General features: G+C 42.4%; 15 protein-coding genes. 4 read left to right on the forward strand and 11 right to left on the reverse strand.

Annotated features, from left to right (window positions below; translation table 11 throughout):
* Positions 1–91: 91 nt before the first annotated feature.
* The 4 genes from AACX33_RS23630 to sufB all read right to left on the reverse strand — a co-directional run bounded on the left by AACX33_RS23630 (position 92) and on the right by sufB (position 5,153).
* Complete coding sequence (locus AACX33_RS23630; RefSeq protein WP_193997874.1) at positions 92–1,354, reverse strand: SufS family cysteine desulfurase; 1,263 nt, start codon at positions 1,352–1,354, stop codon at positions 92–94.
* 134 nt (positions 1,355–1,488) lie between these two features.
* A complete protein-coding gene (gene sufD / locus AACX33_RS23635; RefSeq protein ID WP_193997873.1) occupies positions 1,489–2,859 on the reverse strand; it encodes a Fe-S cluster assembly protein SufD in 1,371 nt (456 codons plus the stop codon).
* Positions 2,859–3,641: a Fe-S cluster assembly ATPase SufC gene (sufC, locus tag AACX33_RS23640; RefSeq protein WP_193997872.1), complete on the reverse strand. Its 783-nt coding sequence runs from the start codon at positions 3,639–3,641 to the stop codon at positions 2,859–2,861. The genes sufD and sufC overlap by 1 nt, the downstream gene beginning before the upstream one ends.
* A gap of 72 nt (positions 3,642–3,713) precedes the next feature.
* Positions 3,714–5,153, reverse strand: a complete 1,440-nt coding sequence (gene sufB, locus AACX33_RS23645; protein ID WP_089093160.1) for a Fe-S cluster assembly protein SufB — start codon at positions 5,151–5,153, stop codon at positions 3,714–3,716.
* 269 nt (positions 5,154–5,422) lie between these two features.
* Between sufB and sufR the strand changes: the two genes are divergently transcribed.
* A complete protein-coding gene (gene sufR, locus AACX33_RS23650; protein WP_193998041.1) occupies positions 5,423–6,109 on the forward strand; it encodes an iron-sulfur cluster biosynthesis transcriptional regulator SufR in 687 nt (228 codons plus the stop codon).
* Positions 6,110–6,204: 95 nt separating this feature from the next.
* Entirely contained in the window at positions 6,205–6,465 is a 261-nt protein-coding gene (locus AACX33_RS23655) for a hypothetical protein (RefSeq protein ID WP_193997871.1), read from the forward strand.
* A gap of 97 nt (positions 6,466–6,562) precedes the next feature.
* On the opposite strand, the gene AACX33_RS23660 is transcribed toward AACX33_RS23655, so the two are convergent.
* Together AACX33_RS23660 and AACX33_RS23665 are read right to left on the reverse strand one after the other, a co-directional pair.
* On the reverse strand, positions 6,563–7,192 hold the full coding sequence (locus tag AACX33_RS23660; RefSeq protein WP_193997870.1) for a hypothetical protein: 630 nt from the start codon (positions 7,190–7,192) through the stop codon (positions 6,563–6,565).
* A 457-nt stretch (positions 7,193–7,649) separates the two neighbouring features.
* Positions 7,650–7,976, reverse strand: a complete 327-nt coding sequence (locus AACX33_RS23665; RefSeq protein WP_193997869.1) for a YbjQ family protein — start codon at positions 7,974–7,976, stop codon at positions 7,650–7,652.
* Between the two features lie 448 nt (positions 7,977–8,424).
* Here AACX33_RS23665 and AACX33_RS23670 point away from each other — a divergent pair, with 448 nt between their 5' ends.
* Positions 8,425–9,105, forward strand: coding sequence for a tetratricopeptide repeat protein (locus AACX33_RS23670; protein ID WP_193997868.1), 681 nt, complete (start codon positions 8,425–8,427; stop codon positions 9,103–9,105).
* Positions 9,106–9,158: 53 nt separating this feature from the next.
* Here AACX33_RS23670 and AACX33_RS23675 read toward each other — a convergent pair whose 3' ends face one another.
* The 5 genes from AACX33_RS23675 to AACX33_RS23695 form a co-directional block, all read right to left on the reverse strand.
* Positions 9,159–10,892 carry an NAD+ synthase gene (locus AACX33_RS23675; protein WP_193997867.1) on the reverse strand — a complete coding sequence of 578 codons (1,734 nt, stop codon included), beginning with the start codon at positions 10,890–10,892 and terminating at the stop codon, positions 9,159–9,161.
* Between the two features lie 232 nt (positions 10,893–11,124).
* Positions 11,125–11,418 carry an isochorismate lyase gene (locus AACX33_RS23680; protein ID WP_193997866.1) on the reverse strand — a complete coding sequence of 98 codons (294 nt, stop codon included), beginning with the start codon at positions 11,416–11,418 and terminating at the stop codon, positions 11,125–11,127.
* Between the two features lie 26 nt (positions 11,419–11,444).
* The gene (locus AACX33_RS23685) at positions 11,445–12,215 is read right to left on the reverse strand and encodes an NUDIX hydrolase (RefSeq protein WP_193997865.1); all 771 of its coding nucleotides are present in this window, start codon (positions 12,213–12,215) and stop codon (positions 11,445–11,447) included.
* Entirely contained in the window at positions 12,176–12,823 is a 648-nt protein-coding gene (locus AACX33_RS23690; protein ID WP_193997864.1) for a nicotinate-nucleotide adenylyltransferase, read from the reverse strand. The genes AACX33_RS23685 and AACX33_RS23690 overlap by 40 nt, the downstream gene beginning before the upstream one ends.
* Positions 12,820–14,205 carry a nicotinate phosphoribosyltransferase gene (locus tag AACX33_RS23695; RefSeq protein WP_193997863.1) on the reverse strand — a complete coding sequence of 462 codons (1,386 nt, stop codon included), beginning with the start codon at positions 14,203–14,205 and terminating at the stop codon, positions 12,820–12,822. The genes AACX33_RS23690 and AACX33_RS23695 overlap by 4 nt, the downstream gene beginning before the upstream one ends.
* 381 nt (positions 14,206–14,586) lie before the next feature.
* On the opposite strand from AACX33_RS23695, the gene AACX33_RS23700 reads away from it, so the two are divergent.
* Positions 14,587–14,739, forward strand: coding sequence for a nicotinate phosphoribosyltransferase (locus tag AACX33_RS23700; RefSeq protein WP_193997862.1), 153 nt, complete (start codon positions 14,587–14,589; stop codon positions 14,737–14,739).
* Positions 14,740–14,901 lie beyond the last annotated feature (162 nt).

Genomic DNA, 14,901 nt, shown 5'->3' on the forward strand with positions numbered 1-14,901 from the left:
ATTTTTTAAAATTTGTCATTAACTAAATCGGATAACTATAGTTTTGATTTAGCGCGAAACATCAAAAAGGTGGGAATTACCCACCTCGTACTTAAGCAAGGAAACCAGCAAAAAACTCCAGAGTTTCTTTCAGCGCTTTGATAAAAATATCAATTTCTTCGCGGGTATTATAGAAAGATAAACTTACCCGTGCGGTTCCCGGTAGACCTAAGTAACGATGTAATGGTTGAGTGCAGTGATGTCCAGAACGAATCGCTACGCCTTCTTGGTCTAATAATGTCGATAAGTCGTTGGGGTGGACATCTGCGGCTGTAAATGCAGCTAATGCAGCCCTTCCTTCCCCTTTGGCGTTGGGTTTGGGTCCGTAGATTGTGATTTGGGGTATTTGCTCTAATTGTTGGAACAAATAAGCGGTGAGTTCGGCTTCGTAGGCGTGGATTTTATCCATCCCAATGTTACTAAGATAATCTACCGCCGCTCCCAATGCGATCGCCTCCGCAATTGCTGGAGTACCCGCTTCAAATTTATGCGGTAATTCTGCGTAGGTAGAATGATCTAAATACACATCTGCAATCATCTCACCCCCACCAAAAAATGGCGGCATTGATTCTAACAGTTCCAATTTACCATACAAAAATCCGATGCCAGTGGGGGCGCACATTTTATGACCGGAAGCCACCAACCAATCACAGTCGATTTGTTGCACATCCACAGGCATATGCGGTATACTTTGGCAACCATCAACTAATAATTTTGCACCGTATTTGTGAGTAATTTTCGCAATTTCTGCTACTGGATTAATACAACCCAAAGTATTAGAAACATGACTCACAGCGACTAATTTAGTTTTGTCAGAAATCAGGTTTTTAAACTGTTCTAAATCAAAACTGCCTTCTGGTGTCAATTCCACAAACTTTAACACCGCACCCGTTTTTTGTGATACAAGTTGCCAAGGAACAATATTACTGTGGTGTTCCATCACCGACATAATAATTTCGTCCCCTGTTTGCAAATTGTTCATCCCCCAGCTGTAGGCTACCAGGTTAATGGCTTCACTGGCGTTGCGAGTGTAGATGATTTCCTGACGTGATGCAGCATTAATAAATTTTGCTACTTTATCTCGCGCACCTTCATAAGCATCAGTGGCTTTAGCACTCAGAGTATGAGCGCCACGATGCACATTCGCATTATATTGTTCGTAATAATCCCGCAGAATATTTAACACGAACAAAGGTTTTTGGGAAGTAGCTGCATTATCCAGATAAACCAACGGTTTCCCGTTAACTTCCTGATGCAATATCGGGAAATCAGCGCGAACTTGATCAGCTAGGGTTTTGGTAGGGGTGAAAGTCATACAATTTTAGATTTTAGATTTTAGATTTTGGATTGACTCCACAGATAAATCTATAGGTTTGAGGATTTGGGATTTGGGATTGATTCCCCAGATTTATCTGGGGGTTTGTACTAGCATTAAGGAAATTTTTGTCATTAGTCATTAGTCAAAGACTTGAGACTATTAACTGTGTTGAATAGGACTGCTTGCAGAGATTTGACTGGGATTTGGTTGATAATTTCCGCAGCAAAGGCATTAATTAACAACTTACGCGCCTCATTTTCGTTAATTCCCCGACTTTGGAGATAAAAGATTTCATCGTCTTCCAATTGGCTGACGGTAGCACCATGAGCGCATTTAACGTTATCGGCGGTAATTTCTAACTGGGGCTTAGTATCAACTCTGGCCTTTGATGATAACAATAAATTGCGATTTAACTGACCAGCATTTGTTAACTGCGCTGCTTTCGGCACAAACACCTTACCATTGAATACTGCATGAGCGCGATCGCCTACAATACATTTATGTAACTGTGTGCTGGTACTATGGGGATGATTAAGTGCGATCGCACTGTGAGTATCACCCACCTGTCTACCAGAAATCATCGTCAAACCGTTGAGAGTCGTTTCAGTTTGTTCACCAGTTTGCAAAATTTCTAAATTGTGGCGCGATAACTTCCCACCAAAACTCAAAGCATGACAAGTATATCGACTATCACGAGCTTGGGTAACAGCAGTCTTCCCCACATGAAAAGCCTCTGCACCTTCCCGCTCAATCCTAGTATGACTTACCTGAGCATTTTCACCCAGCCAAATTTCCGTAACCGCATTAGTGAGGTAAACCCCCTCATTCTCTGCGTCTGTGCGGTTAGTAAAATCTTCCACCACAGTCACACTACCACCAGTTTCAGCCACCACCAAACAACGAGGCTGAGAAATCGTCGCTTGTTCACCAGCAACCGCAATAAACAACAGATGAATAGGCGTTTCCAGAATGACATTCTTAGTCACCCAAACCACCGCCGCATCACATATTCCAGCAGTATTGAGAGCAGTAAAAACTTCCTGTGAACCCTCAGCTTGTGCTAAAAACTGTTTAACACGCTCCTGCTGAGACCTGGAAAAATCAGCCAAATTACCGACCACAACCCCAGAAGGTAAATCTGCAACGGCGGATAAATCCGGCGCATAAACACCATTAACAAACACCAAACGACTATTAACAGCCTCTGGTAAAGTTAAAGCCGAGATATCAACTGATTTTAATTGTGTTTCCACATGAAACTGCACTTGACGTAGCGCCGACAAATCAGTAAACCGCCATTCCTCCTCACGGGTAGTAGGGATACTGGAATGACGTACCCAATTAGCAGCACCTTGGCGTAATTCCTGGAAACAATCTGCTGCGGTTGCTGCGGTTACTTCATCTAACAACCCAGTCAGATAAGTATCTTTATTTAACAGAGTAGAAATCAAACTCACAGGATTCGAGTTAGGAACCGGACTAGGAGAAACTTGAATAGTCATTACACACCCACCTCAGCACCTTCCAGAACCCAGTCATAACCGCGCTCTTCCAATTCCAGCGCCAAATCCTTACCACCACTCATCAGAATGCGACCATTTGCCATCACATGGACAAAATCCGGCACAATATAATTCAGCAAACGTTGATAGTGAGTAATCATAATCGTGGCATTTTCTGGACTAGCCAATTGATTCACACCATCAGCCACAATTCTCAGAGCATCAATATCCAAACCCGAATCAGTCTCATCCAGAATACCCAACTTTGGTTCCAGCAGAGCCATTTGCAGAATTTCATTCCGCTTCTTCTCACCACCAGAAAACCCTTCATTCAGACTGCGATTAAGAAAAGAAGGATTCATTTTTACAACTTCCAACTTTTCCTCAATCAAATCATCAAAATCAAAAGCGTCCAACTCCTCCAAACCCTGAGCCTTCCGCCGAGAATTGTAAGCAACCCGTAAGAAATCCAGATTACTCACACCCGGAATTTCCAAAGGATATTGAAACGCCAAAAACACACCGCTTCTAGCCCGTTCCTCCGGTTCCATTTCCAGTAAATTCTTACCTTGGAAAATCACTTCACCACCAGTCACCTCATAAGCCGGGTGTCCAGCCAAAACCTTAGAAAAAGTACTCTTACCAGAACCATTCGGTCCCATAATCGCATGAATTTCCCCAGCCCGAACCTCAAGATTCAAACCCTTCAGAATCGGAGTCCCATCAACACTAGCCGTCAAATCCCTAACCGACAGCACAACATCACTATTTTCAATAATCATCTTCTCTTCTCTTATCTTCTCTTACTCTGCGCTCTCTGCGTCTCTGTGGTTCGTTAATCCAAAACCAACCAACTACCCAACACTACCTTCCAACTTCATACTCAAAAGCTTGTCAGCTTCCACAGCAAACTCCATAGGTAGCTGATTAAAAACATCCTTACAGAAACCGCTAATCATCATCGAAATAGCGTCCTCCTGAGAAATACCCCGTTGAGCAAAATAAAACAATTGGTCCTCACCAATCTTAGAAGTAGAAGCCTCATGCTCCACCTTACTAGCGTTATTCTGCACCTGAATATAAGGGAAAGTATTAGCATGGGCATTATCCCCAATCAGCATCGAGTCACACTGAGAATAATTTCTCGCACCCTTAGCCGTGGGATTCACCTTCACCAAACCGCGATAACTATTACTAGAATTACCCGCCGATATCCCCTTAGAAATAATCGTACTGCGAGTATTCTTACCAACGTGAATCATCTTCGTCCCCGTATCAGCTTGCTGCATATTATTTGTCAGCGCCACCGAGTAAAATTCACCCACAGAGTTATCACCAACCAACACACAGCTAGGATACTTCCAAGTAATCGCCGAACCAGTTTCTACTTGAGTCCAGGAAATCTTAGAATTGACACCTTGACATAAACCGCGCTTGGTCACGAAATTATAAATTCCACCTTTACCCTTTTCATCCCCGGCGTACCAGTTCTGCACAGTGGAATATTTAATTTCCGCGTTATCCAGGGCGACAAGTTCCACCACAGCCGCGTGTAATTGGTTCGTGTCATACATTGGCGCAGTACAACCTTCTAGGTAGGAAACATAGCTACCTTCTTCAGCCACAATCAAAGTCCGTTCAAACTGTCCTGTATCACCGGAGTTGATGCGGAAATATGTAGATAATTCCATTGGGCATTTTACGCCTTTAGGAATATAGACAAAAGAACCGTCACTGAATACAGCACCATTTAAAGCGGCAAAATAATTGTCGGCTGGAGGAACGACGCTACCCAGATACTTCCGCACAAGTTCGGGATGTTCTTGTAAGGCTTCCGAAATTGAGCAGAAGATAACGCCATCTTCGGCGAGTTTGTCCTTAAATGTCGTAGCAACAGAAACGCTATCGAAAATCGCATCCACAGCTACATTGGCTAGGCGCTTCTGTTCATTTAGGGAAATACCCAATTTCTCAAAAGTTTCCAGCAAGGTAGGATCTACCTCATCTAAGCTGTTGAGTTTGGCTTTCTTCTTCTTGGGCGCAGAGTAGTAGATAATATTCTGATAGTCGATAGCTGGATACTTGACACTCGGCCAAGTTGGTTCCGTCATTTTTAGCCACTGGCGATAACATTTGAGGCGAAAATCTAACATGAACTGTGGCTCGTTCTTCTTGGAGGAGATCAAGCGAACAACGTCCTCATTTAGTCCACGCGGGATAGTGTCGGCTTCGATATCTGTGATAAAGCCGTACTTGTAGGGTTGGTTGACTAAGGTTTTGACAGTGGCACTCATCGGTATTAATCTCTTGTGTTCAGAACTGGAATCGTGGAATCTGTTTACGAAAATCTCTTTAAGGATGGGAGACGGGCTGTTTGAGCCTCTTCCCTTCTCGTGTTTCCCAGTGGCTACACGGCTGTTAAAATAGGACTTAGGGAGTAAAACAACATATTCGTTGTTTAATTTATTTTCATTTTACGCTAAATTAACAACAAGAATGTTGTTAAAGTCAAATTTTCTAAAAAAAATATTTGGGGACGTTCATGCAGCGTCTTGTAGAGCAAATGGAGACTATTCACCAGACCTCAACCAAGCAAGATATTTTGGAGTATCTGCTTAAGCGCTCACAAGCAACTGCTTTTGAGTTAGCCGAAGTTTTAGATGTCAGCAAGCAAGCAATTCGTCGTCATCTCAAAGATTTGGAGACGGAAGACCTAGTTTTGTATTCATCTGTACAAATAGGTATGGGACGACCGCAGCATATCTATAGATTAAGTCGCCGGGGACGCGATCGCCTGCAACGGAGTTTAAACAATCATCAAAGCGATCGCTACGGTGAATTTGCTGTTTCACTGCTGGATACTTTAGCAGAAACCGTAGGCCGTGACCAAGTTAGGTCAATTTTACAAAAACAGTGGGAGCGTAAAGCTCAAGAATATCGCGATCGCTTGGGTAATGGATCACTAGAAGAGCGTGTAGCTAATTTAGTGGATCTGAGAAAAGCGGAAGGTTTCATGGCAGAATATCACTCTGTGGAATCCTCACAGGAGAATAGCTTTATCTTCATGGAGCATAACTGTGCCATTTCTAATGTCGCTGAATCTTTCCCTAGTATCTGCGGTCATGAATTAGAAATGTTTGCGGCGGTGCTACCAGATTGTCAGGTAGAGCGTACCCATTGGATCATCGATGGTGAACATCGTTGCGGCTATTTGGTGCAAGCTCGACAAACACAATCACATTCAGTTTAAATCATGGCTGATAGTTGAGTGGTAAAGCTTTTTACCAATCCAGAATTACCCATTGTCCATTAATCAACATTTAACTAGGTTTAAAAACTAAATATATGGATATACCACCTCAGCAACCGACAACCCAATTTCTCACCTTAGAAGAATCAGCAAAAGTAGATGCAGCTTTGTTGTCTTCTTCAGAAAAGTTTTTAACCAGATTAACAATTTCATCCCTTAAAGTCTTAAAGCATATTGCCCAAGAGTACGGTGTTGCTATGGAAGATTTAACCACACAGCAACTAATTGCCTGGTTTGAAAAGGATGCCAAAATCAAGCGCGAACAAGGAATTGAAGCTTCATATTTGAAGTGGTAAAAGGCAACTTTCAGAAAAATACTATTTTCCACAATAAAAAGCACCTTAAAAAAAGGTACTTTCAGGGATGAATTGTTTTTAATTGTACCAAAAATATTTAAGTCCGATAATTGTTAGTTCTAGGACTGCGAGCGCCCACAACAGCACCCATGAGAGCCGCAGCTAAACTCAACAAAGAACCCAAGACAAACCACCACAAAGCTCTGGAAGTAGCCGCAGCAATTTGGCGAGCTTGTTCAGCAGTTACAGTAGTTGGCGGTACGGGAGCGCCTGGTTGAACTGCTTCGGGGGGTATAGCTACTGCAACATTAGGAGCCACAACACCGAAAGTACCCCAGACTCCACTGGCCAAGAGCCAAGAACTCAGGGCGATAGTAGTAGCCCAAAGGATTGCGCCATTGAGCAGAGCTGTATTCCGGTTCATTGGACCACAAGCACGAGTCGTCACCCAACCACCAACGAATAGGGAAATTAACAAAGCCAGGGTTGACCAAATTCCCACATTAGCAGCAATATCAGGTGTGATGGTTCTGGGCGCTCCTGAACCGGCAATTGTACCTGCGCCGATAGCACCAAACAAGGAACTCAAGATTAATTGAGTAGCTAAAGCCACCAATACACCAGCAATTATTGGCCCCCAGCGGACGCGATCATGATATTCAGCTACTCTACCTGCTACTGCGGGTTCATTAATAACATCATCGCCTACGCGATTTATGTATGACATAGTTTATTTTCTCCATTGCTTTGTCAGCAAAGTTTTTTCTCAGTTATATTGATTTGATGATTCATGCTTATGCTTAAAATTAAATTGCCAGATATGATTTTTAATATCTATCAATAGAAGGAGTTAATTACTCTATCTTCAGCAGGATTAACTAAAATTACTTAATAAATCTCAATTAAATTTATTGATTCTTTATGTCTGATCTTTTTGACGTTTTCATTGGCATATTTAGATATAGTATTAAATATTTGGGTAAGTTATTGTCAATTAGTTTGTATTGAGACAAAAAACAATATTAGTCCTCTCTGTCCTGAGTAAGGAAAGAGTTGATGTGAGATTCTTTTATGGCTTGCTCAAATAAATCAGATCCTTTCTTTTAGTTAGGCTCAAAAAATACTAATGGGTAATTATAACTAAGCCATTACCCATTAGCTAGGAACATCATAAAATTAACAAACTAACGCATTTTCACAGCAGTACCTGTGGCTGTAATCAGTAACAAAACTCCGGTCTGATCAATATTGATTGTGCCAGTATCAAATTCAATCCCAATTACAGCATCTGCACCCAGACGCTGGGCGCGTAGTTCTAATTCCTCTATGGCTCGGCGCTGTCCCTGCTCAAATAGACGCTCATAGCTAGCAGTCCGACCACCGATAACATCTCGAATGCTGGCAAAAAAATCTCTGATGAAATTGCTGCCGTAGACGACTTCGGCCGTCACAATGCCTAAATATGATTCAATCACAGCACCTTGAATCACATCAGTCGTAGTTACAATCATAAATTAAATTAGCCCCTGCACTCAATTTTGGATTTTAGATTTTGGATTTTAGATTTTAGATTGACCTCATATATCAATGTAGTTGCTTGAAACCCTTTTGGTAGGTGAGTTCCAAATCCCCCAGATCCCTGCTCCCTGCTCCGGGGCCTCTTTGTGGCATCATAGCAAGGCAAGATACCTTGCATTTGTATAGCAAGAAGGCCACAGGAAAAGCACTCACAATAAAAGGCATTTTGTCCACAGACAAATTCATTGGTGGGATATACTGAATACTTTATAATAATCAATCTGTCCTTTAATATAAGCTCAGGAGGTTTTGTGCTGTGAAAAGTATCTGAATTGACAATTTATTTAACTTTGGTGAAGGGAAATAATTACAGTTTTCAAAACTCAAAATTTTTGTTTTAATGTACAAAAAAAAGTCCCCTAGAATTTCAGGAATTTGACTGTGTACAAACGCATATCACTTGTAGTTGGTGTTCTGTGCTTAGGATTTAGTGCCGTTAGCATCCCCTCGGTGGCTCAGGCTCAGGTACTCATAGCGCAAACCACAAACCCCCAATTAAAGAGACTCTTCGAGGAAGGAGAGCGGCTGGTGGCAGCTAACGACTATAATGGGGCGATCGCCATTTATCAACAAGCGGCTAACATTGAGCCAAGAAACGCTAAAATTCATTCTGGTATTGGTTATCTCTATGCCAAACAAGGAAATTTCCCACCAGCTCTAGCTTCTTATCGTCGGGCGATCGCTATTAACGGTAATAATAGTGATTTTCATTACGCTGTGGGTTACATCAAAGTTAATATGGGTGATACGAATGGAGCGAAAGAATCTTACCGTCGTGCCATCCAGCTCAACCGTAACCATTTGAATGCTTATTTGGGATTAGGTATCACTCAAGCCCGGATGGGAGACTTTACAGCCGCTAATTGGGCTTACGGAGAAGCAATTAAACTTGATCCCAATAATGCCCAAACTTATGAGTTTATGGCTGCGATGTATAAACAGCGACGACAAACCGCACAAGCAAACAACGTGCTTCGGAAAGCTCGCGACTTGTATCAACGGCGAAATGACTCGGCGGGAGTGAACAGGATAGAAGGGATGTTGCGGGAGTTAGGTGGTTAAAATCCCCACTGGTAAAACAATTACAGATTTTTCCCAAAACATTTGATTTGCGCTTAGGCATCTTGTTCGTCGCCGCCGACTAATGTCGGGCTGGGGATGCTTTGAGTCTGATAGGCATTTTTAACAGCCGCCCAATTACTGGCAATTGGCATTCGCCAACCAGTACCAAAGGCGCGATCAGTAATTTTTAATCCTGGGGGTGCTTGTCGGCGTTTAAATTCCGCACGCGCCACCATCTGAATGACTCGGTTGACAATTACCGGATCATGTCCTGCGGCTACAATTTGGGCGGCTGATTGGTGGTTATGGATGAGGCGTTGCAAGATGTCGTCTAAAATTTCGTAGTCGGGTAGAGAATCTTGATCAACTTGGCCGGGTTTAAGTTCAGCGCTGGGTGGTTTGGTGAGAATATTTTGGGGAATGATTTCGCGATTGCGATTTAACCAATGACACAGTGAATAAACACGGGTTTTAGGCACATCAGTGATCGCAGCCAACCCGCCATTCATATCTCCATAAAGGGTGCAGTAACCTACTGCCATTTCCGACTTGTTGCCAGTAGATAACAGCAGATAACCAAATTTATTCGCGATCGCCATTAATAAATTACCGCGAATCCGGGACTGGATATTTTCCTCAGCAATACCAAATTCAGTCCCAGCAAACAAATCAGCTAGGGTGTGATCAAACCCTGCCATTAATTCTCCGATCTTTAAAATAGTGGTTTGGATACCCAGATTTTCTGCCAATGCCAAAGCATCGCTGACAGAATGTGACGAACTGTAGGGAGAAGGCATGAGAACACCGAGGACATTTTCTTTACCAAGGGCTACAGATGCGATCGCCGCTACTAATGCCGAATCAATTCCCCCACTTAAACCCAGCACCACTTTAGAAAAATGACACTTCTGGGCATAGTCTCGGACTCCCAAGACTAAAGCCTGCCAAATTTCCTCCTCATCTGACTGATATGCAGGTACTACAGAAGCCAACTGTAAATCTCGCTGCGCCTGATCAAATTCAACTATGACTAAATCAGTGGCAAAACCATTAGCACGACAGACAATTTCACCTTGACGATTTAAAGCAAAACTGCGCCCATCAAAAATTAAATCGTCATTTCCCCCAACTTGATTAGCATAAATCATTGGTTGGTCAAAACGGATGGCACTATGCTTCAGCAGAGATTCTCGATACTGCTGCTTACCAAGACTGTAAGGTGAGGCAGATAAATTCACAATTAGATCAACACGCAAAATCGCTAAATCAGCAATGGGATTTACGGCATAACTGCGTTTACCTAAAAAGTCTTCATCGTTCCATAAATCTTCGCAAATAGTTACACCAATATCAAGATTATCTAGGGTGAAATAACTAGCTTGTAACCCTGGTTCAAAATAACGATTTTCATCAAATACATCATATGTAGGTAAAAGCCGCTTATGAAAAACTTGTTTTACCTTGCCATTTTCTAACAAAGCAATGCTATTAAATAAACATTTACCGCCAGTAGTATGCGCTTTTAAATTTGGGGAAACAGTTCCTACCAACACAGCTAAATTAGGCGGTAAATCAGGGGCTAGCTGTTGCAATGTCATGCCCATCGCTGCCACAAAACTAGGATTTAGTAATAAATCTCTGGGGGGATAGCCACACAAAGAAAGTTCTGGTGTTAATAATAAACGCGCACCTTGGGCGGCTGCTTGTTGGGCTGCTTCCACAATTTTCTGAGCATTTCCGGGCAAATCTCCAATTATGGGATTTAGTTGAGCGATCGCAATTTTCATTTTTGATTTGGGTTTTGGGATTATACAAAAGAGATTAATTGAGCTTTTAGCCTTCAGCAACAATCAATTGACCGATAAGTAGGTCAACATAATTAAACATAAAACCTTGACGATATAGATCCCCGACTTCTTCGAGAAGTCGGGGATCTGGGTATTACGTTTTTTAAGTTTGAGCTACTTAACTGATGCAATTAACGGTTTCCCTGTTTCTATTTATTGATTTCTATATTACTTACTTAGAACGCCAATTTTTTAATTCTTCATCAATAAAATAACTCACCAAATCTCGATATAAATTTTCAATTACATCTGGATTTAAACCTGATGCTTCTGCCCAAAGTCTTCTTTGCTGTAACATCGCATTAAATCTTTCTGGGGCTTTCACACTTGTTTCATTAGTTTTGAATTTTGCTGCTGCTTTCACATATTCAAAACGTTGACCAAAAGCCGTGATTATCTCATGATCAATTCTATCAATTTCAATCCGAATCTCTTGCATATCCGCACATTCTGCTGCTGCTTTCATAAATTGATGTCCTGAAATTGGGGTAGTCAAATAAAAACTAAAGGTTTATCTTTTAAAGGTGCGAAAGCATCAGCATCAAACTTATATAAACTAGCCGGACGACCAGCACCCCGTGAAACCTTGATTCCGGTATCGGATAAAAAACCTAACTTGAGTAGCCGCGCCCGGAAGTTAGAATAATCGGCGAAGTTGTCGCCTAAAACTGTGGTGTATAACTGATACAAATCATTCAAAGTAAAGCTAGCTGGCAAAACATCAAAAGCCACCGGACTATACTCTAACTTATTTCGTAAACGTCTGTGTCCATAAGCCAAAACTTGATTATGATCAAAGGCTAATTGTGGTACATCTTTAACTGGATACCAAGCAATCCCAGTGGCTTTATCAGCAATTAATTCGGCTTCTTCAAACCGCACCAGAGCAAAGTAACTAACTGATAGATAACGGACACCATAACTACCTGTAGCTTCTCTTGGGTCGCGATTGGGTCCGCCAAAGGTGTATAACTGTTCTAAATAGAGATTATTCACCCTAATTTTCTCTGCCATAATGCGATAGGCAGCATCTTCTAAAGATTCTCCTTGACGTACCAAAGTACCGGGAAGACTCCAAGAATTTAAAAATGGTTCCTGCTGTCGCATGATTAAGAGAACTAGCAGCCGATTTTGGGCAGTATCTACAGAAAAAATCACATTATCAACACCAACCTTAAAATCGGCTAAAGGTTGCTGAACGGAGCCGAAGCAAGGTGGCTGATTTAGTGGAGTTGGTAACTTTTTGTGGTTGCGTCCTGGCATTTGTACAAATGCTCTTGATGAATATAAGCGACAATTGGGGGAGTCAGGGCTTGAGTATCTCCATGTTCACGATAGGCGCTGGAAGAAACATCTATACCAGTTAAACTAGCGATCGCAATTTGACCGCCCAGATTTTGCACCGCCTCCAAGTTATACTCATCTATGGCATATCCTGGTCTTGGCACAATTAGGAGTTGCACTTGCTGTAACAAATCTTCAATACGATACCAGCGCGGTAACTGATGTAATAAATCAGAACCAATCACCAAGGTAAACTCAGTATCCTCCCCCCAGCGAGACTTAGCTTTTTCCAGAGTTTCCAGAGTTCTGAAACTACTCAAATCCTGTTCCAAAGCAATATTCTGCCGTGGCGTATGGTTGTTGAGCGTAGTCGAAACATGGTTACTGAGCGGAGTCGAAGTATCAATATCCGTAATCAACAATCTCAGCATTGTAGCCCGATGTTCTAAAGGTGTTTGATGAGACTTAAAAGGATTATCAGCCGCCCAAACTGCTACCCAATCATAACCCTCAGATAACCATCTGAGAATCTTTTGATGTCCAGCCGTCGGCGGGTCAGCACTAGTACCAAACAAAGCAATTCTCATCTCTGTGTCCTCTGCGCCTCTGCGGTTCGATTCTTGGTCTTCAAAATCAACTTCTGCAAACCAGCAGAAATTTCCATCTCCACCCCCACCGGATCATCCAAACGCCGAGTTTCCTGGGGTAAACTAACCACATTAGATGCAGTCCGTTGGCGAATCTCCTGTAAACTTTCTGGCGGATACAAGCGTTCACCATTCTTGAGTACCAATTGCAACAAAGGTGATCCTAAGACATTGCTTTCATCTACTAATGCCAACTTATCGGCTTTTACCTTACCTCCCACAAACGAGCGAAAAATTTGCTTGCGTCCGGGATAAGTCACCTTGCTAGGAGACTGTTTCATTACCGGGATACCATCGATTTCCACGAGTTTATAAACTCCATTCACAGGCGCACCCGTAACTAACCGAGTTCCCAACCCATAGCCATCGATTTGGGCATCAGCAGCTTTGAGTCTGGCAATTTCCCACTCATCTAAATCGCCGCTAGCAAAAATTGATATATTAGGAAGCAGCGATCGCACTTGTTTTGACAAAGTAACCAAATCTCCAGAATCCAACCTCACCCCAGTTAATTCCATTTCGCCAGCATTGACTTTAGCCGCTAACTGCTTTGCCGCAGCGATCGTATCGTAAGTATCAATCAACAATGGCGCACCGGGAAAATATCGATGAAAGGCAGTAAAAGCCCGCTCTTCACTACCTGTCATTGCTGAAAGTGCCATAACTAAAGCGTGAGCCATCGTACCACTTGGCTGTTCTCCCAGTTGTAGCGCTGCTAACACATTGGAAGTCGAGTTTAATCCCCCAGCCAAACCAGCCCGCGCCGCCCACAAAGAGGCTTGGGGACTAAATGCCCTTCTCGTGCCAAATTCCAACAGTGTGGCTGCTTCCCCTGCCACATCCCGGATGCGTGCAGCCCTTGTGGCAATCAAGGTTTGATAATTAATCGTATTCAGTAAATAAGTTTCCACCAGCTGTGCTTGCCAAAGAGGTGCTTCCACCCGCAATAAAGGCTGATTAGCAAATACGGCTGTTCCTTCCGGTACTGCCCAGACATTACCAGTGAAACACCCCTCAGCTAAAAGTGACCAAAAGCTTTCGGTTGCATGAGCAAAAATTCCCGTTGCCTGTAAAGCCTTTATCTGAGATGGGCTAAAGCGAAAGTTTGCTAAATATGCCAAAACCTGCTCTAGTCCCATAGCTATTAAATAGCCAAAATTTTCTGGTAAGCGTCTGACAAATAATTCAAAGCTCGCCCGTCGTTGTTCTACACCTTCGCCTGTATAACAAGCTGCCATCGTTAGCTGGTAAAGGTCAGTTAGCAGGCTGTAATCAGCCGCACACAGAGTCAGTTCGCCGTCCCAGTCTGGAAAAGTTGCCATGCAAGAGCGTCCTTAGAAGAATGCTGCTTCTATTATGGTAGATTTTACTATAAATAATGTCAACTATAAAACTCATAAAGTTATAGACTGCGGTCATTCAGGATAAATAACAGAGGTTAATCCTAAAATATCCGATTATTTAATATATTGTAATAGTGATTTTCAACAATATTGCTGGACAAAATTTGGCTCAGATGAGAGGATGATGAATAATTTAGAATCAAAAGTAAAACTGAGACTTAGGCATTAGCTAAAGTATTGCAAAGATACCCGAAGAAGTATTGCAGATGTTTTCAATATATTGAGATTTCAACTAAGTTGAGAATATCAGAACTAGAGTAGAGAAATAACAACCGACGCGACTCAAGAAAGGAGTCTCATATGGCTATTTTAAAGTTACTTGATAGCATAACGCAGTATATTTCTGAAGCTGTAGTGCGGATTTTTAGCCCTACGGATGATGCTTATCCGATGATTGGTGTCCAGCCATTTACAGGTGAACTTTATAAAGGACGCACAGCCAACGGTTGGTAGTTTTCACCAAGAGGAATTACCAAAACTAATCAAATCCCTCCTCCCCGCTTACGGGGAGAAAATGATCAATCACCAGGAAAATTCCCATCCCCCCTCTTCGCGGCAAAGAGAAAATGATCAATCACCAAAACCAATCAAATCCCCCCTCCTCGCTTGCGGGGA

This window comes from Nodularia sp. LEGE 04288, from assembly GCF_963896525.1.
GTDB lineage: Bacteria > Cyanobacteriota > Cyanobacteriia > Cyanobacteriales > Nostocaceae > Nodularia.